At 66.4% G+C, this 20,912-nt stretch carries 19 protein-coding genes and 1 riboswitch; of the genes, 13 read left to right on the plus strand and 6 right to left on the minus strand.

Translation table 11 applies throughout. The annotated features are described in order from the left end of the window. Positions 1 to 121 precede the first annotated feature (121 nt). On the minus strand, positions 122 to 1,099 hold the full coding sequence (ispH, locus tag VD964_RS26335; protein ID WP_324871426.1) for a 4-hydroxy-3-methylbut-2-enyl diphosphate reductase: 978 nt from the start codon (positions 1,097 to 1,099) through the stop codon (positions 122 to 124). A gap of 213 nt (positions 1,100 to 1,312) precedes the next feature. On the opposite strand from ispH, the gene VD964_RS26340 reads away from it, so the two are divergent. The 5 genes from VD964_RS26340 to gcvPB all read left to right on the plus strand — a co-directional run bounded on the left by VD964_RS26340 (position 1,313) and on the right by gcvPB (position 6,790). Beyond that, a complete protein-coding gene (locus VD964_RS26340) occupies positions 1,313 to 1,849 on the plus strand; it encodes a hypothetical protein (protein WP_324871427.1) in 537 nt (178 codons plus the stop codon). Positions 1,850 to 2,052: 203 nt separating this feature from the next. Beyond that, positions 2,053 to 2,168: riboswitch (glycine riboswitch) on the plus strand. Between the two features lie 169 nt (positions 2,169 to 2,337). Then, complete coding sequence (gcvT, locus tag VD964_RS26345; protein ID WP_324871428.1) at positions 2,338 to 3,450, plus strand: glycine cleavage system aminomethyltransferase GcvT; 1,113 nt, start codon at positions 2,338 to 2,340, stop codon at positions 3,448 to 3,450. A 52-nt stretch (positions 3,451 to 3,502) separates the two neighbouring features. Beyond that, the gene (gcvH, locus tag VD964_RS26350) at positions 3,503 to 3,877 is read left to right on the plus strand and encodes a glycine cleavage system protein GcvH (protein WP_324871429.1); all 375 of its coding nucleotides are present in this window, start codon (positions 3,503 to 3,505) and stop codon (positions 3,875 to 3,877) included. Between the two features lies 1 nt (position 3,878). Further along, positions 3,879 to 5,222: an aminomethyl-transferring glycine dehydrogenase subunit GcvPA gene (gcvPA, locus tag VD964_RS26355; RefSeq protein ID WP_324871430.1), complete on the plus strand. Its 1,344-nt coding sequence runs from the start codon at positions 3,879 to 3,881 to the stop codon at positions 5,220 to 5,222. Next, entirely contained in the window at positions 5,219 to 6,790 is a 1,572-nt protein-coding gene (gene gcvPB / locus VD964_RS26360; protein ID WP_324871431.1) for an aminomethyl-transferring glycine dehydrogenase subunit GcvPB, read from the plus strand. The genes gcvPA and gcvPB overlap by 4 nt, the downstream gene beginning before the upstream one ends. Before the next feature lie 147 nt (positions 6,791 to 6,937). Here gcvPB and VD964_RS26365 read toward each other — a convergent pair whose 3' ends face one another. Further along, entirely contained in the window at positions 6,938 to 7,153 is a 216-nt protein-coding gene (locus VD964_RS26365; RefSeq protein WP_324871432.1) for a hypothetical protein, read from the minus strand. 188 nt (positions 7,154 to 7,341) lie between these two features. Here VD964_RS26365 and VD964_RS26370 point away from each other — a divergent pair, with 188 nt between their 5' ends. The 3 genes from VD964_RS26370 (at position 7,342) to VD964_RS26380 (ending at position 11,653) form a co-directional block, all read left to right on the plus strand. Further along, positions 7,342 to 9,987: a glycosyltransferase gene (locus VD964_RS26370; RefSeq protein ID WP_324871433.1), complete on the plus strand. Its 2,646-nt coding sequence runs from the start codon at positions 7,342 to 7,344 to the stop codon at positions 9,985 to 9,987. A gap of 197 nt (positions 9,988 to 10,184) precedes the next feature. Beyond that, a complete protein-coding gene (locus tag VD964_RS26375; protein WP_324871434.1) occupies positions 10,185 to 11,267 on the plus strand; it encodes a phosphotransferase family protein in 1,083 nt (360 codons plus the stop codon). After that, positions 11,267 to 11,653, plus strand: coding sequence for a DUF6285 domain-containing protein (locus tag VD964_RS26380; RefSeq protein WP_324871435.1), 387 nt, complete (start codon positions 11,267 to 11,269; stop codon positions 11,651 to 11,653). The genes VD964_RS26375 and VD964_RS26380 overlap by 1 nt, the downstream gene beginning before the upstream one ends. Before the next feature lie 9 nt (positions 11,654 to 11,662). Here the strand turns inward: VD964_RS26380 and VD964_RS26385 are convergent, their stop codons facing one another. Beyond that, on the minus strand, positions 11,663 to 12,004 hold the full coding sequence (locus tag VD964_RS26385) for a helix-turn-helix transcriptional regulator (protein ID WP_324871436.1): 342 nt from the start codon (positions 12,002 to 12,004) through the stop codon (positions 11,663 to 11,665). A 278-nt stretch (positions 12,005 to 12,282) separates the two neighbouring features. On the opposite strand from VD964_RS26385, the gene uvrB reads away from it, so the two are divergent. The 3 genes from uvrB to VD964_RS26400 all read left to right on the plus strand — a co-directional run bounded on the left by uvrB (position 12,283) and on the right by VD964_RS26400 (position 16,334). Next, on the plus strand, positions 12,283 to 14,424 hold the full coding sequence (gene uvrB / locus VD964_RS26390) for an excinuclease ABC subunit UvrB (protein ID WP_324871437.1): 2,142 nt from the start codon (positions 12,283 to 12,285) through the stop codon (positions 14,422 to 14,424). 114 nt (positions 14,425 to 14,538) lie between these two features. Beyond that, entirely contained in the window at positions 14,539 to 15,438 is a 900-nt protein-coding gene (locus VD964_RS26395; RefSeq protein WP_324871438.1) for a lytic transglycosylase domain-containing protein, read from the plus strand. Between the two features lie 32 nt (positions 15,439 to 15,470). After that, positions 15,471 to 16,334 carry an alpha/beta hydrolase gene (locus VD964_RS26400; protein WP_324871439.1) on the plus strand — a complete coding sequence of 288 codons (864 nt, stop codon included), beginning with the start codon at positions 15,471 to 15,473 and terminating at the stop codon, positions 16,332 to 16,334. A gap of 27 nt (positions 16,335 to 16,361) precedes the next feature. On the opposite strand, the gene VD964_RS26405 is transcribed toward VD964_RS26400, so the two are convergent. Continuing rightward, complete coding sequence (locus tag VD964_RS26405; RefSeq protein WP_324871440.1) at positions 16,362 to 17,534, minus strand: alpha/beta hydrolase; 1,173 nt, start codon at positions 17,532 to 17,534, stop codon at positions 16,362 to 16,364. Between the two features lie 188 nt (positions 17,535 to 17,722). Between VD964_RS26405 and VD964_RS26410 the strand changes: the two genes are divergently transcribed. Further along, positions 17,723 to 18,211, plus strand: coding sequence for a hypothetical protein (locus tag VD964_RS26410; protein ID WP_324871441.1), 489 nt, complete (start codon positions 17,723 to 17,725; stop codon positions 18,209 to 18,211). An 11-nt stretch (positions 18,212 to 18,222) separates the two neighbouring features. Here VD964_RS26410 and VD964_RS26415 read toward each other — a convergent pair whose 3' ends face one another. Further along, positions 18,223 to 18,849: a GNAT family N-acetyltransferase gene (locus VD964_RS26415; protein ID WP_324871442.1), complete on the minus strand. Its 627-nt coding sequence runs from the start codon at positions 18,847 to 18,849 to the stop codon at positions 18,223 to 18,225. A gap of 395 nt (positions 18,850 to 19,244) precedes the next feature. On the opposite strand from VD964_RS26415, the gene VD964_RS26420 reads away from it, so the two are divergent. Further along, complete coding sequence (locus VD964_RS26420) at positions 19,245 to 19,415, plus strand: hypothetical protein (protein WP_188092216.1); 171 nt, start codon at positions 19,245 to 19,247, stop codon at positions 19,413 to 19,415. A 114-nt stretch (positions 19,416 to 19,529) separates the two neighbouring features. Here the strand turns inward: VD964_RS26420 and VD964_RS26425 are convergent, their stop codons facing one another. After that, positions 19,530 to 20,876, minus strand: coding sequence for a globin-coupled sensor protein (locus tag VD964_RS26425; protein ID WP_324871443.1), 1,347 nt, complete (start codon positions 20,874 to 20,876; stop codon positions 19,530 to 19,532). Between the last annotated feature and the right edge of the window lie 36 nt (positions 20,877 to 20,912).

Here is a 20,912-nt window from a genome sequence, read left to right on the forward strand (position 1 = left end):
TCCCTAACCCTCCCCCGCCTGCGGCGGGAGAGGGAACTCCGCCGTTCTCGCGCTTAACTCCCTCTCCCGCGAAGCGGGGGAGGGATGGGGAGGGGGCAACGGCCAAAATGGCACCTCCCTCTCAAACCGTCTCCCGCTCCACCGATAACGCGCGCGGCAGTTTGAAGACGATGTTCTCGGTCGCCGTGCGCAGCTCTTCCACCGTCACGTCGAATCGTGCGCGGGCGGCCTCGATGACCTCCTCCACCAGCACTTCCGGGGCTGACGCGCCGGCGGTGATGCCGAGCCGGGCGACGCCGGCCAGTGCGCTCCAATCGATCTCGGCGGCGCGCTGGACCAGCTGGGCGGCCGGGCAGCCGTGGATCTTCGCCACCTCCACCAGACGCTTGGAGTTCGACGAGTTCGGCGCACCGAGAACCAGCAGCGCGTCAACCTTCGGCGCGATGGCCTTCACCGCTGCCTGACGGTTGGTGGTGGCATAGCAGATGTCCTCCTTCTTCGGTCCGGCGATGGCGGGGAAACGGGCCTGGAGCGCGGTCAGAATCTCCGTCGTCTCGTCGACCGACAGGGTGGTCTGGGTGGCATAGGCGAGGTTCCCCGGATCCTGGACCTCCAGCGTGGCGACATCGGCCACACTCTCCACCAGCACGACGGCTCCCTCCGGCAGTTGGCCCATGGTGCCGATCACCTCCGGATGCCCGGCATGGCCGATCAGGACGATCTGACGGCCGTCCTCGAAATGGCGTTCGGCCTCGCGGTGGACCTTGCTGACCAGCGGGCAGGTGGCGTCGAGATAGAACAGGCCGCGCGCCTCCGCCGCCTGCGGCACCGATTTCGGCACGCCATGGGCGGAGAACACCACCGGGCGGCCATCCGGCACCTCGGTCAGTTCGTCGACGAAGACGGCGCCCTTGGCTTCCAGGCTCTCGACCACGAATCGGTTGTGGACGATCTCGTGCCGGACATAAACCGGCGCCCCGAAGCGGTCCAATGCCGTCTCGACGATCTGGATCGCCCGGTCGACGCCGGCGCAAAAGCCGCGGGGAGCCGCCAGCAGGATCGTCAAGGGCTGGAGGGCCGGGGAATTGGTGGTGGTCATATGTGCTGTTCCGCCCTTGCGTAGAAGACGTGCCCTAAGGTGGTCCTGTGCCGAACCGTCGCAAGGGATAGAACCGCCGCGCGGTCTTGTGCCGGTCAAGCTGGGACACTAAAGTCGCGGTCCAACAGCCCGTTAACCGATCAGGCCGAACCGATGGACCGCCGCGACCGTAAACTAGGAACCCCCGCCCGGAAAAGCCCGCTGGCGTCCCTGATGCGTAAGAGCCGCCCTGCGCTCCTCGCCGCCGGGACCATCGCGGTGCTGTCCGGCTGTTCCGGCCTGGGACCGAACGACCCCGCGGACGCGGCGCTGGCCTGCCCCAAGGTCAACATCGTCCGCGACCTGCAGGAGGTAACGGTCTTCCGCCCCGGCGGCAAGGACCTGACCGATCTGGAGTCGCGCGCCGCCCTGGTCGATTACACCGGCAACTGCGAATACACCAGTGCCGGCGTCACGGTGAACGTGAACGTCTTCCTGGTGGCCGAACGCGGCCCGGCGCTGCCGGGCAACACCGCCAAATACCAGTATTTCGTGGCGCTGGCCCAGCCGGACGACACGCTGGTGTCCAAGGCCTATTTCGATACCGACGTGACCTTCGTCACCGGCCAGCCGCGCGCCGGCACGCGGGAGGAATTGGCTCCGCGGATCCCGCTGCCCAAGGATGCCAACGCCAAGGACTGGAAGATCTATCTCGGCTTCCAGCTGACGCCGGAGCAGCTGGAGTTCAACCGGACGCAGATGAAGAAGTAAGGCGCCGGTCTGCCTGAGTTCGGCTGACACGCTCTCTGCCGTCATTCCCGCGAAGGCGGGAATCCAGCCGCATCAAATGCTTGGTCCGAAAGTCTGGATCCCCGCCTTCGCGGGGATGGCGGTCCGCAAATGTCCGGCAATCTCGCCGGATCCGTCGATTGACAAACCTGTCTATTCGCGACAGTGTGCCGCCATCACGCCGATGATCCCTCGCGGGAGAGATCGCCCGTCGAACCGCCGGAAACGGACAGGTTTGCGGGCGGCGCCGAAGGAGCAACCGCCCCCGGAAACTCTCAGGCAAAAGGACCGCAAGGGGATAAGGCAACTCTGGAAAGCAGCCTCGGCGCTCACCCGCCGCGACTCACCGAAGGAGTAAACCGGGTGTCCGGCTCGACCGGACGGCGGTGAATCTCTCAGGTCCAAGACAGAGGGGGCAGCTTCCTGCATCGATCCCGGTGCGGGCGCTGAAACCTTGTCGGAGGACCCGCGTGACCGAGGCCGCAACCGCTCTCAAGACCACCCCGCTGCACGCGCTCCATGTCGAGCTTGGCGCCCGCATGGTGCCTTTCGCCGGCTATGACATGCCGGTGCAGTATCCGCTGGGCATCCTGAAGGAGCACCAGCACACCCGCGAGAAGGCTGGGCTGTTCGACGTGTCCCACATGGGGCAGGTCCGCCTGAGCGGTGACGATCCCGCCGCCGCCCTGGAAACGCTGGTTCCCGGCGACATCAAGGGGCTGGCACAGGGCCGCATGCGCTACACGCTGTTCCTGAACGAGCAGGGCGGCATCCTCGACGACCTGATGGTGACCAATGCCGGCGACCACCTGTTCCTGGTGGTGAACGCCGCCTGCAAGGAACAGGACGTCGCCCATCTGCGCGAGAAGCTGGCCGGCAAGGCCGAGGTCGAGCTGCTGGACGATCTGGCGCTGATGGCGCTCCAGGGTCCGATGGCGGCCGAAGTGATGGCCCGCTTCGTGCCCGAAGCCGCCACCATGAAGTTCATGAGCTACCTGTCCGCCACCTTCAAGGGCGTGCCGGTGATCCTGACCCGCTCCGGCTACACCGGCGAGGACGGCTACGAGATCTCCTGCGACAAGGCCGATGCGGAGATGATCGCCCGTTCGCTGCTGGGCGAGGCTGAGGTCGAGGCGATCGGGCTCGGCGCCCGCGATTCGCTGCGGCTGGAAGCCGGGCTTTGCCTGTATGGCCACGACATCGACACCACCACGACGCCGGTCGAAGGTGCGCTGGAATGGACTCTGCCGAAGCGCCGCCGGGCCGAGGGCGGTTTCCCCGGCTACGACATCATCCATCGGCAACTGACCGAGGGCGCCACGCGCCGCCGTGTCGGCATCCAGCCGGAAGGCCGCCAGCCGGCCCGCGAGCACACGGAAATCCAGGACGCCAACGGCACCCTTATCGGCGAGATCACCAGCGGCGGCTTCGGTCCGACCGCAGGGGCGCCGGTCGCAATGGGCTATGTCGATATCGCGAACTCCGCTGTTAGCACGCCGCTGACGCTGGTCGTGCGCGGCAAGCCGCTGCCGGCCCGCGTCGCCGCAACGCCCTTCGTGCCGCAACGCTATTACCGGGGCTGATGCCTCGGCATTACCAACCACAAGCAACCGTATTGGACAGGGGCTCCTTCAGATGACCAAGAAATTCACCAAGGACCACGAGTGGGTTCTCGTTGAGGGCGACGTCGCCACCGTCGGCGTCTCCGACTTCGCGCAGAGCCAGCTGGGTGACGTGGTGTTCGTCGAACTGCCCGAGGCCGGCCGCGAACTGGCGCAGGGCAAGGAAGCCGCCGTCGTCGAATCGGTGAAGGCCGCCAGCGACGTGTACGCCCCGGTGTCGGGCACCGTCATCGAGGCCAACCAGGCCCTGGTGGACGACCCGTCGATGGTCAACAGCGCCGCCGAGACCGACGGCTGGTTCTTCAAGATCCGGTTGAAGAACGCCTCCGAACTGGACGCCCTGATGGACGAAGCGGCCTACAAGGCCTTCCTGGAGGAATCCCACTAACATGCGCTATCTGCCCCTGACCGAGGCCGACCGGCAGTCGATGCTGGAGGCCATCCGCGCAACATCGGTCGAAGACCTGTTCCGCGACGTTCCAAAGGCGGCCCGTCTGGCCGGCCCGATCGGGGGCTTGCCCAACCACATGGGCGAGCTTGAGGTCGAACGGCTGCTGGGCTCCATGGCGGCGAAGAACGTGCCGGCGGGGAGCGTACCGAGCTTCCTGGGCGCCGGCGCCTATCGCCACCATGTTCCCGCCACCGTCGATCATCTGGTCCAGCGCGGCGAGTTCCTGACTGCCTACACGCCGTACCAGCCGGAGGTGAGCCAGGGCACGCTGCAGGTTCTGTTCGAATTCCAGACCCAGGTCGCCCTGCTGACCGGCATGGATGTGGCCAACGCCTCGATGTATGACGGCGCCACCTCCTGCGCCGAGGCGGTGATGATGGCCAACCGCGTCACCCGGCGGAAGAAGGCGATCCTGTCCGGCGGCCTGCACCCGCATTACCGCGACGTGACCACCACCGACGCCCGCTTCATCGGGTTCGAGGCAATGGCCCTGCCGGCCGCCCCGACCGGCGGCGAGGATCTGCTGGCGCTGGTCGACGACAAGACGTCTTGCGTCGTGGTGCAGAACCCCGACGTGTTCGGCCATGTCCGCGACTACACCGATCTGGCCGCCGCCTGTCAGGCCAAGGGTGCGCTGCTGATCGTCGTGGTGACGGAAGCGCTGTCGCTCGGCCTGCTGACCCCGCCGGGCGACATGGGCGCCGACATCGTCGCGGCGGAAGGCCAGTCCTTCGGCAACGCGCTGAACTTCGGCGGCCCCTATGTCGGGCTGTTCGCGGTGAAGGACAAATATGTCCGCCAGATGCCGGGCCGCCTGTGCGGCGAAACGGTCGATGCCGACGGCCGCCGCGGCTTCGTGCTGACGCTCTCCACCCGCGAGCAGCATATCCGCCGCGAGAAGGCGACGTCGAACATCTGCACCAACTCCGGCCTGTGCGCGCTGGCCTTCTCGATCCATGTCAGCCTGCTGGGCGAGGCGGGAATCACGCAGTTGGCCCAGCTGAACCACGCCAAGGCGGTCCAGATGGCCGACAAGCTGGCCGCGGTTCCGGGTGTCCAGGTGCTGAACGACGGCTTCTTCAACGAATTCACCGTGAAGCTGCCGAAGCCGGCCGCCGCGGTGGTCGAGGAGCTTGCCAAGCGCCATATCCTGGGCGGCGTGCCGCTGTCTCGCCTCTATCCGGGCGAAATGGAGGACCTGCTGCTGGTCGCCGTCACCGAGACCAACACCGACGCCGACATGGACGCCTTCGCGGCTGCGCTGACCGAGGTACTGGCATGAGCATGAACAACCAGGGCCGCCCGTCGGCCATCCCGGCCGGTGCCGCCTCCTTCGACGGCGTGACCGGCACCGTCACCGGCAACCGTGGTCTCCAGATCGAAGAGCCGCTGATCTTCGAACAGGACAGCGCCGGCCGCACCGGCGTCGACCTGCCGGACGTGCCGAAGGTGGCCTCGCGCCTGGGTGCGGTGAAGCCGCGCGCCAAGGTCGGGCTGCCCGGACTTGCCGAGCCGCAGGTGGTCCGGCACTACACGCGCCTGTCGCAGAAGAACTACGCGATCGACAGCGGATTCTATCCGCTCGGCTCCTGCACGATGAAGCACAACCCGCGCCTGAACGAGAAGATGGCGCGGCTTCCGGGCTTCTCCGACGTGCATCCGATGCAGCCGGTCAGCACGGTGCAGGGCGCGCTGGAGCTGATGGACCAGCTGGCCTATTGGCTGAAGACGCTGACCGGCATGGCCGCCGTGACGCTGGCGCCCGCCGCCGGTGCTCATGGCGAGATGTGCGGCATCATGGCGATCCGCGCCGCGCATGAGGCCAACGGCGACAGCGGCCGCACCAAGATCCTTGTGCCGGAAAGCGCCCACGGCACCAACCCGGCGACCGCCGCCGCCTGCGGCTACAGCGTCGACGCCATTCCGGCGACCGCCGATGGGCGCGTCGATCTGGAGGCGCTGAAGGCCAAGCTCGGTCCCGACGTGGCCGGCCTGATGCTGACCAACCCCAACACCTGCGGCCTGTTCGAACGCGACATCATCGCGATCGCCGACGCGGTGCATGAGGCGGGCGGCTATTTCTACTGCGACGGTGCCAACTTCAACGCCATCGTCGGGCGGGTGCGTCCGGCCGACCTCGGCATCGACGTCATGCACATCAACCTGCACAAGACCTTCTCCACCCCGCATGGCGGCGGCGGTCCGGGGTCGGGGCCGGTGGTGTTCGCGGAGTCGCTGGCTCGCTACATCCCGGTGCCTTACGTGACGCACGGAGCGGATGGTTTCGCGCTGGTGGAGAATGCCGGCGACGGCCCGGCCTTCGGCCGCATGAAGGCCTTCCACGGCCAGATGGGCATGTTCGTCCGCGCCCTGTCCTACATGCTCAGCCACGGTGCCGACGGGCTGTGGCAGGCGTCGGGCGACGCGGTGCTGAACGCCAACTACGTCATGGCGCGGCTGGAGGACGTGATGACGGCCTCCTTCGACGGGCCGTGCATGCACGAGTGCCTGTTCGACGACCGCTTCCTGAAGGGGACGGGTGTCACCACGCTCGACATGGCGAAGGCGCTGATCGACGAGGGTTTCCACCCGATGACCATGTATTTCCCGCTGGTCGTCCACGGCGCCCTGCTGATCGAGCCGACCGAGACGGAAAGCAAGGCCAGCCTGGACCAGTTCGTCGACGCGCTCCGTGCGCTGGCCGAGCGGGCGAAGTCGGGCGACGTGGCTTATTTCCAGGCTGCTCCGCGCCTGACGCCGCGCCGTCGCCTGGACGAGACCGCGGCTGCCCGCAAGCCGGTGCTGCGCTGGACCCCGCCGGTCGTGGCGGAGGCTCTGGCGGCGGAGTAAGCGGTTGCGGCGGTTGCCCCCTCCCTAACCCTCCCCCACCTGCGGTGGGAGAGGGGACTGCCGCCGCTTCGGCATTTTAGTCACGCAGGCAAAGCTCCTACCCCCTCTCCCGCCGAAGGCGGGGGAGGGATGGGGAGGGGGCCTCGTTCACTTGTCGGTCTTGTCGACGTACTTGTCGGCCTTCTTCTGATCCTCGGCGGCCTCGCGGGCCATTTCCTCGCCGATCTTGGGGTCGATGCTCTTGGCCTCCTCGATCAGGTCGCGCGCCTTGCGGGCATCGCCGTCGGCGGCCTTGTCCAGGGCCTGCTCGGCAAGATCATGGGCCTTCTTGTGTTCGGGGCTGTCTTCGTGGCGGGTTGCCATGGGGATTTCTCCTGAACTGGGCTGTGTCTATACGGGACGTTGTCCAACAGGTCCCGTCCGGCCAAGTTCCGGTCGCCGCAGCGCACAAAATTTTTTCGAAGAGCATGGAATAGGGAAGTCGGTCTGCCCGTTTGTGCGGATGTCCGGTGGCGAACGGCCACCCTGCAACAGGGCATCGCGAACTCCCCATGAGCAACCCGAAGAACCCGATCCGGCGCGCAGCCATCGCCGCCGCTCTGCTGGCCGTGACCGCCGGCCACGCGTCCTTCTGGTCCTGGCGCAATGCGCCGACGCCGGTGGAGGCGGAGCCCGGCCGTATCGAATCCGTGTCCTACTCGCCTTCGGGCCGCAGCTACGATCCCAACGACCAGCCGGTGGTGCCGCGCAAGGAGATCGAGAAGGACATGGCCGCCATCGTCGGATTCGCCGATGGCGTCCGTACCTACTCCACGCTGGGCTCGCAGGGCGAAGTCCCGGAGATCGCGGTGTCCAAGGGCCTGGACGTGACGCTCGGCATCTGGCTGAGCAAGGACAAGTCCCGGAACGAGCGCGAGATCCTGCACGGCATCGCTCTCGCCAAGGAATTCCGCGGCATCAAGCGCATCGTCGTCGGCAACGAGACGCTGCTGCGGGCCGAACTGACCGATGCCGAACTGGCCGCCTACATCAAGCGCGTCCGCGCCGCCGTCCCCGCCACCATCAAGGTCGGCACCGCCGACGTGTGGTCGGAGATGGTCAAGGCCAACGCCACGGTGAAGGCTTCCGATTTCATGGGCGTCCACGTGCTGCCCTATTGGGAAGGCGTGCCGGTTTCCGATGCGCTGACCTGGATCCGCGACCGGCTCGACACCGTGCGCAAGACGCACCCGGGCAAGCCGCTGTTCGTGGGTGAGGTCGGCTGGCCGTCGGGCGGCGAGAACTTCCACGACGCCTATCCGACGCCGGAGGCCCAGGCCGCCGTCGTCCGCGGATTCGCTGCGGAAGCCAACGCGCTGGGCCTGCACTACAACGTCGTCGAGGCCTTCGACGGCATCTGGAAGTCGACCATCGAAGGCTCGCCCGGCCCGACCTGGGGCGTGCTGGATGCCGACCGTCAGCCGAAATGGTCGATGACCGGTGCGGTCGCCGCCCCCTATGGCGAGCGGATCGGCGCGGGCGTAGCCCTGGCCGTCGGTCTCGCCCTGTCGGCCTTCGCCGTGTTCCGCCGCCGGACCAACGCCGGCTTCGCGCTGGCCGCCTCGATGGGTGCCAACATCATCGGCTTCGCCATCGGTTCGGCGGTCGCCGGTGCCTTCGCCGAGTATCTGACCTTCGGTGCGGTCACCACCTGGGGCTCCGCCTTCGCGCTGGGCACCCTGATGATGAGCGTCGCCTTCGCCGATCTGGTGGACGTCGCCCGCCGGCTGCTGACCGGCCGCGCCCCGGCCCTGCTGCCGCATGCCGTGCCGTCCGTCGATCACAAGCCGATGGTCTCCATCCACGTCGCTGCCTGCCGCGAACAGCCGGACGTGCTGAACGCCACGCTGGCTTCGCTGTCACGGCTGGATTACCCGAACTACGAGGTCGTCGTCCTGATCAACAACACCGAGGAGGAGCATCTGGTCCGCCCGGTGGAGGAGATGTGCCAGGCGTTGGGACGCAAGTTCAAGTTCCACTGGTACAAGAAGATCTCCGGCTTCAAGGCCGGCGCCCTGAACGCCGCGCTGCGGCACACCGATCCGGCCGCCGAGATCGTCGCCGTGCTGGACGCCGACTACACCGTGTCGCCCGACTGGCTGTCGAAGCTGGCCCCGACCTTCGCCGATCCGTCGGTCGGCATCGTCCAGGCCCCGCAGGAACACCGCGACGGCCACGAGACGGCGCTGAAGGCCGCCATGACCGCCGAGTATCGTCCCTTCTTCGACGTCGGCATGCAGGAGGGCGTGTCGTCCCAGGCCTTCATCTGCCACGGCACGATGATCATGCTGCGCCGGTCGGCGATGGATCAGGTCGGCGGCTGGTCGGAAGCCGGTATCTGCGAAGACACCGAACTGGGCCTGCGCATCCTGTCGGCCGGCTACCGCGCTGCCTACACCGACGAGCGGCTGGGCGCCGGTCTGGCTCCGGACAACTTCATGCAGTTCCGCAAGCAGCGTGACCGCTGGGTGTTCGGCTCGACCCAGATCGTCCGCGCCCATTGGAAGAAGTTCCTGCCGGGTGCGGCCGAGCTGAGCGCGCGGCAGAAGCTGGGCTACGTCACCAACTGGATCCGCTGGTGGTCCGACGCCGTCGGCCTGTTCGCCGCCGCCGCCGCCGTGGTCTGGACCTTCGCCTCGCTGGTTCTGCCGCTGCACCTGCCGCCGGTTGCCGCCACTGCCGCCGTGCTGGGAGCCCTGGTCCTGCGTGCCGGTTCCAGCCTGCTGGCCTCGCGCTACGCCTCCAGCAACAGCTGGAAGGAGAGCCTGGGTGCCTGCGCCGTCGGCATGGCGCTGTCCACCACCGTCGCATTGGCCGTCGTCCGTGGCCTGGTCCGCAAGCAGGACGCGTTCCGGGTGACCGCCAAGGGCGGCAAGCGCACCGCCGGCCGCTTCTGCGCCAAGCCCGAGGCGTGGCTGTCCGCCGCCCTGGTCGCGGCTTCCGCCACCGCAGCGCTGGCCAACCCGCTGGGCACCCTGTCGCTGGAACTGTGGTCGATGCTGCTCGCCGCCATGGCCGTGCCGAACCTGATGGCGGTCGCCTTCGGCATCGGCGACATGCTGCCGGTCCGCGAAACCAAGCCGGCGCCGGTCCCCGCCACTCAGCAAGCCGTTCCGGCCGGCCAGGAGCAAGGGACGAACCAGCCGATCGCGGCGTAAGCCCTCTCCACCTTATGCAACAACGGCCCCTTTCCCGCTCGCCCGGCGGGGGAGGGGCCGACTTTTTTGGGGGTGGAACCGCTTTTCTCACCAAGGTGAAACTTGTCGGCAACACCGCTTCGTGCCTACCATCGGCCGCTGAAATCGACAAAGAGGCGCGAGCCAGCGCGCCCGGCAATCCTCGGAGGGAGAACGCCATGCATGTCGTTACCGCGTCCGACCAATCCCCGTCTTCGCTTCTGTCCGATGACAACCGTGTCCGTCTGGAACGCTGGCTGGCTACGCAGGCCGGCGCATCCCGCGTCAGGGTGACGGAAGATGGACGGCTCGGCGGTGGTGCGATCTCGCTGAACCTCGCGGTGACTCTGGACTTCGACGGTGGGCCGCTGGCCGGGCGCCATGCCTGCGTGCTGCGGGCCGAAGGCGGTGGGCGCATCTCCGCCAGCATCGGCAAGCTGCGGGAGTTCGTGGTGATGCGCGCCGCCTTTGCGGCTGGAGTGCTGGCGCCGGAACCGCTCTTTGCCTGCGATGACCCCGCTATAGTGGGCCACGACTTCTACATCATGCGCCGGGCCGAAGGGCTGGGCGCCGGCCATGCGGTGACGCGGTCGGAGGCGGCGCAGCCGGAACTGGCGCACGAGCTTGGCCGGCAGCTTGGACTTCTGCACCGGATCACGCCGGAAACCGAAGGGCTGGAGCGGCTGGCCGAGGCGCCGGACTGCCCGGCGCAGGAAACGCTGGCGCAATTCCGCCGCTGGTTCGGCGACCTGGGGCGCCGCGATCCGGTGATCGCCTGGGGGCTGCGCTGGATGGAGGTCAACGCGCCGCTGCCGGGTGCGGTGGTGCTGTGCCATCGCGATTTCCGCACCGGCAACTATCTGGTCAAGGACGGCGCACTGACCGCGATTCTGGATTGGGAATTCGCCGGATTCAGCGACCCGATGGAGGATCTCGGCTGGTTCTGCGCCCGGTCCTGGCGCTTCCGTCGGCCCGACCGCGAAGCCGGAGGCATCGCCGACCGGGCGGATTTCTACGCCGGATACGAAGAGACTTCCGGCCGCCGCGTCGATACGACGCGCGTCGCCTACTGGGAGATGGCTGCCTATCTCCGCTGGGCCGCCATTGCGGTGGAGCAGGGGCTTCGCCACAGTTCCGGCGCCGAGCCTTCGCTGGAGTTGGCGTTGACCGGGCGGATGTTGCCGGAGATCGAGATGGACATGCTGCGCCATCTCCGCTCCATCGGCGGAACCGCGTCGGGCTTCGTGGAGAGGGTGGCCTGATGCGCGCCAATCCCGACGCCCGCGGCTTGCTGCAGATCGCCGCCTCCACCTTCCGGGCCGACGTGCTTCCCCATGTCGCCCCCGAAGCGCGTTACGCAGCGCTGATGGTCGCAAATGCGCTGGAGATTGCCGAGCGCGAGTTGAAAGGGCTGGATACCGCCGGCCATTCGATGCTGGGAGCACTCGCCCTGCTTTATGGAGAGGATGCCGACGACGCGTTGTCCGGCGAGGACCTGCGCAAGCGGGTGGAAGCGCTACAGCATCGCCTGTGCATCGAGATCGCCGCCGGCGACTTCGATCATGACGGCCAGGAGGTGCTGATGGACTCGCTGGAAGCCATCGTCCAGGCGCGGCTGGGAATTTCCAACCCGAAGGCGCTGGGGTAGGGGGTAGGTTCAGCGCTCAACCACCGTCACGTGGGCAGGTCGACCGGGCGGCTTCGGGCGCACGCTGATCTCCACGTCGCGGTCTAGCGCCAACAGGCCGCGAACCAGCCGCTCTATCGAGAAGCCTGAGAGTTTGCCGCGGGTGAGTGCGGATATCTTAGGCTGATCGAGGCCCATCCTCTCCGCTGCCTGCTTCTGCGTTAGGCCAAGCTCCTGAATGGCGAGAGCGATTTGACCAGCAAGCCTTGCCTTGGCCATTTCCTGTTCTGCGTCGGGCAGACCAAGGTCGGCGAAGACATTTCCGCTGCTCTCGGTAAGTGTCAGTTCGGTGTTGTCCCGGCGGCTTTCCATCGCGCATACAACTCCTCGGCCAGCTTGAGACGTTTGCGAATCAAGTCGATTTCGTGGGCTGGGGTAGCAATCCCCCGTTTGGACTTTTTCTGAAATGCATGCAGAACAATGACAGGAACAGTATTGGATACTTTTGCAAAACATGTGCTGAGGAGTTTATATGCTATATTTGGCATTAGATCAATCGCTTCGCGTAACTCCTCTGGAACAGATGCCATTTCGCGCCATATAATCGGTTCCCGTTCCGTACCCCCCTCCCTGATCCGGATCGCCGCCCCATGGCAAGTCCCGTCCTGTCCGCCATTCCCGCCAAGCCGCTCGCGAAGCTGGAAGCCGGAAAGCAGTTCGTCATCGTGTCGGACTATACGCCTGCGGGCGACCAGCCGAACGCCATCGAGGAGCTGACCGGCGGCCTGCGGCAGGGCGAGAAGGATCAGGTGCTGCTGGGCGTCACCGGGTCGGGCAAGACCTTCACCATCGCGCATGTCATCCAGACGGTGCAGCGCCCGACGCTGATCCTGGCGCCGAACAAGACGCTGGCGGCTCAGCTGTATGGCGAGATGAAGTCCTTCTTCCCGAACAACGCGGTGGAATACTTCGTCTCCTACTACGACTATTACCAGCCGGAAGCCTACGTTCCCCGCACCGACACCTATATCGAGAAGGAATCCTCGATCAACGAGCAGATCGACCGCATGCGCCACTCGGCGACGCGGGCTCTGCTGGAACGGGACGACGTCATCATCGTTGCGTCGGTGTCCTGCATCTATGGTATCGGATCGGTCGAAACCTATTCGGAAATGACGGTCGACCTGCGCAAGGGCGAGGTGATCGCCCAGCCCGAGTTGCTGCGCAAACTGACCGAGCTTCAGTACAAGCGCAACGATGCCGCCTTCGGCCGCGGCCTGTTCCGCGTGCGCGGCGATACGGTAGAGCTGTTCCCGGCCCACATGGAAGACCGCGCGTGGCGCATCTCGCTGTTCGGCGACGAGATCGAGGGCATCCACGAGATCGACCCGCTGACCGGCGAGAAGCTGGCGGCGCTGGAGGCCGTCCGCGTCTATCCGAACAGCCACTATGTGACGCCGAAGCCGACGCTGAACCAGGCGATCAACCAGATCAAGAAGGACCTGAAGGACCGGCTGGAGGAGTTCGCCGCCGAGGGCAAGCTGCTGGAGGCGCAGCGGCTGGAGCAGCGCACCACCTTCGATATCGAGATGATGGCGGCCACCGGCTCCTGCGCCGGCATCGAGAACTATTCCCGCTACCTGACCGGTCGTGCGCCCGGCGAGCCGCCGCCGACACTGTTCGAATATCTGCCCGGCGACGCCCTGCTGATCGTCGACGAAAGCCACGTCATGGTGCCGCAGATCGGCGGCATGTACCGCGGCGATTTGGTGCGTAAATCGACGCTGTCCGATTACGGTTTCCGCCTGCCCAGCGCCAAGGACAACCGCCCGCTGAAGTTCGAGGAATGGGAGGGCATGCGGCCGCAGACCGTCTTCGTCTCGGCCACCCCCGGCCCGTGGGAACTGGAACGCACCGGCGGTGTCTTCACCGAACAGCTGGTCCGCCCGACCGGTCTGATCGATCCGCCGGTGATCGTGCGCCCGACCGAGACCCAGGTCGACGACCTGATCGGCGAGTGCAAGGAAGTCGTCGCCAAGGGATACCGCGTGCTCGTCACCACCCTGACCAAGAAGATGGCGGAGGCGTTGACCGAGTACATGCACGAGGCGGGCCTGCACGTGCGCTACATCCACTCCGACGTGGAAACGCTGGAGCGCATCGAGATCATCCGCGACCTGCGGCTGGGCGCGTATGACGTGCTTGTCGGCATCAACCTGCTGCGCGAGGGTTTGGACATCCCGGAATGCGCATTGGTGGCGATCCTGGACGCCGACAAGGAAGGCTACCTGCGCAGCAAGACCTCGCTGATCCAGACCATCGGCCGCGCGGCGCGCAACGTCGATGGGCGGGCGATCCTCTACGCCGACAAGATCACCGACAGCATGAAGTACGCCATCGACGAGACGGCACGCCGCCGCGAAAAGCAGATGGCCTACAACCTCGAACACGGCATCACGCCGGAATCCGTCAAGAAGGCGATCGGTGACATCCTGGAAAGCGTGTTCGAACGCGGCGACCACGTGACGGTGAAGACCGGCCTGAACTCCAACGAGTTGGTCGGGCACAATCTCAAGAGCGTCATCGCCGATCTGGAAAAGCGCATGCGCGCCGCCGCCGCCGACCTGGAGTTCGAGGAGGCGGCCCGCCTGCGCGACGAACTGCGCCGGCTGGAAGCGATGGACCTTGGCCTGGAAACTCCCGGCAGCATCGGCATCAGCAGTGCCCGCCAGGGCCGCGGCATTCCCGAAGGCGCACCGAAGAAGCAGGGTCGTCGCCGTCGCGGGCCCTGATTTGACCAATCGCGACCCGGACATGGAGTTTTGGGCTGCCCTTGTCCCAAACAGGTTGCATCACCATACTCCCGCTTCCCGTATGATGACGCGGGTTCGCAGGAGGGTCTGGGTTTGCCGTTTCGTCGTGTCGTGATGGTGCCGCTGATGGCACTGGCGCTGTCGGGCGCCGGATTGGCATCGGTACCCATGGCCGCTGCGGCGGATGCCAAATCATCGAGTAAGCCGGCGTCGGTCGCCGAACTGCCTCCGCCATCGCCCAAGACGAAATCCGGCGATTGCGAACTGGCTGAGCAGGGCGACGCAGATGCCGCGTTCCGGCTTGCCCGCCGCTACCTGTTCGGCAAGGGCGTGCGCAAGGACCGGCGGCTCGGCACCGCCTGGCTGCGCGCGGCGGCCTCACGCGGACATTCGGAAGCGCGCCGTCTGGTCAACTATGTTCCCGGCCGGATGGGGCGCATCCGCCCCTGGTGCCGCCCAGGTGCCGGCCCCGTGCGCGAAGTCGGACCACCCCCGGCGGAGGTCGTGGCGCTGGTGAACTCCATCGCACCGAAATACGGCGTCGACCCGGCGCTGGTGCTCGCGGTCATCCAGGCCGAGAGCGCCTTCCGGACCGACGCGGTATCGCCGAAGGACGCTGCCGGGCTGATGCAGTTGATCCCGGACACCGCAGACCGGTTCGGCGTCGGCAACGTCTTCGATCCCAAGGAGAACATCACCGGCGGCGTGAAGTACCTGCGCTGGCTGCTGGCCTATTTCCAGGGTGACGTGACGCTGGCGCTGGCCGGCTACAATGCCGGCGAAGGTGCGGTGGACCGCTACAAGGGCGTTCCGCCCTATGAGGAAACGCGCAATTACGTTCGCATCATCCGGCGAAGTTACGACGCCACTCGCCACCCATTCGACGCTTCGGTGGCGTCGTCGTCGTCCGCACTCCCCGCCATCCGCGATGCAGCCGTGCGCGAGGTCGAGGCGGAGTTGCCACGCAGCGTCAAATCGCCGAAAAAGGGATAAGCCCCCTCACCGCTGAACAGGAGTGCCCGCCCGTGCCGATGTCCGAACGCAATGTCCTCGGCCTCAGCGCCGCCGGCTTCCACAAGGTCGCCTATACGCAGTGGGGGCGTGACGATGCCGCGCGGACTGCGATCTGCGTCCATGGGCTGACGCGCAATGGCCGCGATTTCGACCGGCTGGCGCTGGCATTGGCGGACAGGTGGCGGGTCGCCTGTCCGGATGTGGTCGGACGCGGGCGCAGCGACTGGCTGCCGGTGCCGGCGCTCTACGGCTATCCGCAATATTGCTCCGACATGGTGGCGCTGATCGCCCGCATGGGGGTGGAGACGGTCGACTGGGTCGGCACCTCGATGGGCGGGCTGATCGGCATGACGCTGGCGGCCCAAGCCAACAGCCCGATCCGCCGCATGGTCATCAACGATGTCGGCCCCTTCATCGCCCAAGCCGGCCTTCAGCGGATCGCCGACTATGTCGGCAAGGACCCTGTGTTCGAGGATCTGCAGGCGCTCGAATCCTACCTGCGCTTCGTCCTTATGGGGTTCGGCACCATCGGCGACGAATGCTGGCGCCATATGGCGGAGCACAGCGCTCGCCCGCTGCCCGACGGCCGCTTCCGCCTCGCCTACGATCCTGGTATCGGCGAAGCCTTCAAGACCGCGCCGGTCGGCGATGTCGATCTGTGGGCGCTGTGGGAGCGTGTGCGCTGTCAGGTGCTGGTCCTGCGCGGTGCGGACTCCGACCTGTTGAGCGCCGAGACGGCGGAACGGATGGCGGAGCGTGGTCCGGGGGAGACCGGTCTGGTGAGGGTGGTGGAAATCCCGAACACCGGTCATGCCCCGTCCCTGATGACGGACGACCAGATCGCGATCGTCCGCAATTTCCTGGCCCAGGACTGAGCGTTCAGGACGGCAAGGGAGACGGCGTCAGTTCACCCGGCGAAGCACGGTGTCCAGCCGGCCGCGGCCGTCCTTGTCCAGCCAGGTGGCGGAGACCCGGCCGTCCGGCCGCAGGCGATAGCGCAGCATGTTGCGGCCCTTCTCGTCGAAGACCAGTTCGCCATTCTCGATCCGGCCCTTGCGGCGCACCCGCTCGAAAGGCTGGTCGGCCTCCATGCCCGCACCCAGCAGATAGTCGGCATAGACAGCGTCGCCTTCGGCCTTCTCGACCGACAGCGCGACCTCGCGGCCATTGATGTAGCTGCCGTACCACATGCCCATGAAGGGGCGCAGGGCGGCGGTGGTATCGACATCGCTCTTGGCAGAGCCGGAGGCGTTGGCGGGCAGGGCGGCCTGCAGGAGCTCGGCGCTCGGGCTGCGGCCCCAGGATTCGTCGCAGGGTGGATCGTTCGGGGCCGGCGGCGCCTCGGCGAAGCGGACGATACAGGCGCCGAAGCGGCGGACGAACAAACCGGTGTTGGCGGCGCCATGGCCGGGCAGCAGCGACGGCTGGTCGACGATCAGGCTGCTCAGACCACGCTGTGCCAGGATGTTGCGCGCCGGCTCCGCGCGTCCGCCCGGATCGAAATCGTCGCCGTGGAAGAAGAACATCATCACCCGAGCCCGGCGGACCTCTCGCAGGATCGGCCAGAGTTGGGCGGCGTTCTCGCGGTAACTGTCATAGGCTTCGGTGAAGTTGCCGAAGGCAGCCGGCGCGGTGGCGATGACGGAGTCGATCGCGTTGGTCTGGCCCGCCGCGATCAGCGAGATGAAGGCGCCGAAAGATTGCCCAGTCAGCGCGACGCGGCGATAGCCCTTGGTCTTCAGCATGTCCGAATAGCCGGCCAGCGCACGGGCGCTGTTGGGCAGAGTATCGCTGACGCGCATGCGGTCGAGCCGGAAGACGTCCCACCCGGCGTCGCGCAGCGTCTTCATATAGAGCGGGGTAGGGGCCTCGGAGTCCTCCGAATCGACAGAACGGCCATGGCTCCACACCACCGCACCGCGTGCCCTGGCCGGCCCGGACAGCGACTCCTCGCCATAGGCGGGCTTCAGAACGATCTGGGCCGCCGCCGGGCGGACCTCCGTCAGGCCCCCCACGATGCCCAATCCGACCATCGCGATCAGTCCGAGAACAGCCCCCCGAATCGTCCGCATCATCCCCACCGATCCCTCTTACTGCGAGTCGGTCTAGGATTGGCCCCGGTGGTTAACGCGTCCTTTCCGGCATTCCGTACGCCCACCGGAAGCCACATTTTGTCACAGCCCAATTCTGCAACTAAGAATGACTCGCAGTTTTCTGCGTGTGGCGCTAGGATGCGCACGCAACCGAACGAAGGAGCATCGGCATGTGCGGGACGGTGGAAGAGGGGCGGCCGTCGCCCTGGACGGTGACGGACCTGACGACGGCCGAACGGGCGCTGTTGACCGGCGTGCGGCAGTGGTTCCGTGCCGGAACCGCAGGTGCGATGGCGTCGATGCGCATCGGTCTGAATGTCGCCGGCGTGCCGAACACCGCTCTGCTGCCGCTGTTCGCGCTGCTCGGCACCTTCGCGGTGTCGGGCGCCCGCAAGCCCGAGATCCGTTGCCCAGCCTGCAGCCGCATCAGTGCGGACGAGGCTGCATTGCTCGACTCCCTGGCCGCGGTGCAGAACGGCGACGCAGAGGTCGCTGCGCAGTATCTCGACCGCTGGCTTCCGCTAGTCGCGCTGTGCATGGCAACCGACGCCATGCGCGAGTTGGGCGCCATCCTGGACGGCGCCCGCATCTATCTGCCGCGACGGCGGTCGGCCCGGCTGGTGCCCCTTCCGTCCGGCGCGGCGCTGGCCGCGGAATAACGGCGGATTTCCTAATCGGTGGCCAGCCGCAGGCCGCGGCCACCCTCCGGCTTCGCGGCTTCCGCCATGCGCTTCTGCAAAAGCCATTGGTCGATGGCAACGCGGACCAACCGGCCTTCCGGCGTGTGGTAGAGGAACTGTCCGCGTTCCCGGCCGCAATGTTCATATCCCAGCCGCTCGTAGAAGGGCAGAACACCCGCATTGTCGCGGTCAACGCCCAGCTCTGCGAAAGGCACGCCACGCTGGACCACCAGCCGTTCCGCCGCCCGCACCAGCCGGACACCGAGCCCTAGCCTCCGGAATGGCTGGAACACACGCAATGCCCACAGCGTGGCCCGGCCGCTCGGCCGCTTGCGCAGGAAATCGATGCAGATCTGACCGACGGGAAAACCGTTGACGTCCGCCAGCAGCATCGCGCCGTCGCCCCGCTCCTGAAGCCGGAAGGCTCCGGCGATGATCTCGCGGTGGGGCGAGTGCAGGCCATACCATTCCAGGGTCGGCAGATCGTCCTGCTTTGCCGGCCGGATGGTCACCGGTAGGGCGAGCGTCGCATGGCCGTCCTCCTCCCGCGCTTCCGTCCCGAACCGCCCGTTGGCGCCCGTGCCGCTCGTTCCGGTGCGGCGGTGTGCTGTTGCCATGTGCCGATGCCTCGCAGGTGCTTTCCCACCTTCGGTCGCCGCTTGGATCGCGGCCCTCGGTGACAACCTACACGGCGTGCCGTCGTTCCGACGCTGTGCGGTCGGGATAAGGCTTTCGGCCATGCCGGTGGAGAAGCTGACGAATGGCCAAAATTAAATAAACATAAAATTTGACACAAAACCTGTTCCTGTAGTTTCTGCGAGGCTTGTGGTTGGTAACGGTACTTTCAGGCGAAGCAGGGACTATGAAGCCAGCAAGGGGTTGAATGACTGAAGTCTTATTGACGCGGAGCGATACGCTTTGATAACTGTTGAAGACCACAAGGATCTCCGTTCAAAAAATGAACTGGGTGGATTTTCTCTAAAATACCGGCGACTGAGCGGGGGATAAGACGATGATGAGAATTGTGAATCTGGGACGGACGGGCATTTTCGTCGCGATGCGCGGCGGCGTTCTCACCAGCCTCGGCGGGCGCAGCCATTGGCGTAGCGCCGAAGAGGTTCGGCACGCCGCCCAGGCGGAAAACATCGCGGTCAGCGATTTCGTGGTCCGCACGCTGCCCTGATCGGCAGTTCACCGCACTCTGTCGCCTTGCGTGATAAAGTGCAGATACGGAAAAGGGCGCGTTCGGCGGAACGCGCCCTTCTTCTTTTGGGCAGTCAGGCGGATTTGGTGTCGATCAGCCCGCGCGGACACGGGCTAGAAAGCGGTCGACCTCCGTCCGCAGGGTGGTGGACTGACGCGACAATTCGTTGGTCGCCTCCAGAACCTGCCTGGCCTCCTCGCCGGCATTGTTGGCGGAGGCGTTGACGGCGACGATCGTCTCGCTGACCTCGCGGGTGCCGATGGAGGCCTGCTGAACGTTGCGGGCGATTTCCGTCGTGGCCGCGCCCTGTTCCTCCATCGCGGTGGCGATGGAGGTGGAGATCTCGTTGATGCGCGCGATGGTGCCGGATATGGACCGGATGGCGCCAACCGCCTCCTGCGTGGCGCCCTGGACGGCGCCGATCTGGGAGTTGATCTCCTCGGTTGCCTTGGCGGTTTGGTTGGCGAGGCTCTTGACTTCGCTCGCCACCACGGCGAAGCCCTTGCCGGCCTCGCCGGCGCGCGCCGCCTCGATCGTGGCGTTCAGGGCAAGCAGGTTCGTCTGGCTGGCGATGTCGTGAATCAGCTTCACCACCTGACCGATGCGGCTGGCCGCGTCGGCAAGCCCCTGCACCGTGGCGTTGGTCCGCTCGGCCTCCGTCATCGCGGCGTTGGCGATGGCGGCGGACTGGGTCACCTGATGACTGATCTCGCCGATGGAGGCGGTCAGTTCCTCGGCCGCGGCCGCAACGGTCTGGATATTGACGGACGCCTCTTCCGCGGCGGCAGCCACCTGGGTCGATTGCTCGCTGGTGGTTTCCGCGGTGCGGCTCATCGTCTGGGCGGTGCCCTGAAGCTGCTGTGCCGCACTCGCCACCGCCTGGACGACGCCCTTCACCTCCCGTTCGAAGCTGTCGGCGGTGCTGCCCAGCTCCCGCGCGATGATGGCCGCGGTGTTCAGGTCGATATAGACCGAGGTGGCGAGATCCATGTCCAGGAACACCGCCTTGTTGATGGCCTGGAGCAGCTGCGACAGCTTTTCCGGCTTCTTGCGGTGGATCTGGGCAGCCAGTTCGATCAGCTTGTTCAGGGTGAAGCAATAGGCACCGGTGTACCAGCGCGGCTCCAGCCCGATGCGCTGGTGCGTCTGGCCGATCTTCAGGACCTGATTGACGTAGGCCTCGTCGAAGGTGCCGGTGAAGACGTTGCGCAGCCAATGCTGCTTCTGAAGGTCCCGCGCACGACCGGTCACCGCCGGGTTCACCAGCATGGGGGCGACCTGCGGGACCGTGCGGAGATAGCCGTAGAACTCCTCCAGAATCTGATCGATCCGTTGCGCCAGATAGGGCTGGAATTCGCGAAGCGTTGCCTTCGTCGCCTCGTCGATGCGCAGGAAGGTGATGCGGTCAATGATCGACTGAGTCTGGGCAGCGTTCGACATGGAGCCCCTCTCCCATTTGAGATATGACGAGCGTAC

The organism is Azospirillum sp. (assembly GCF_035628975.1).
Classification (GTDB): Bacteria; Pseudomonadota; Alphaproteobacteria; order Azospirillales; family Azospirillaceae; genus Azospirillum.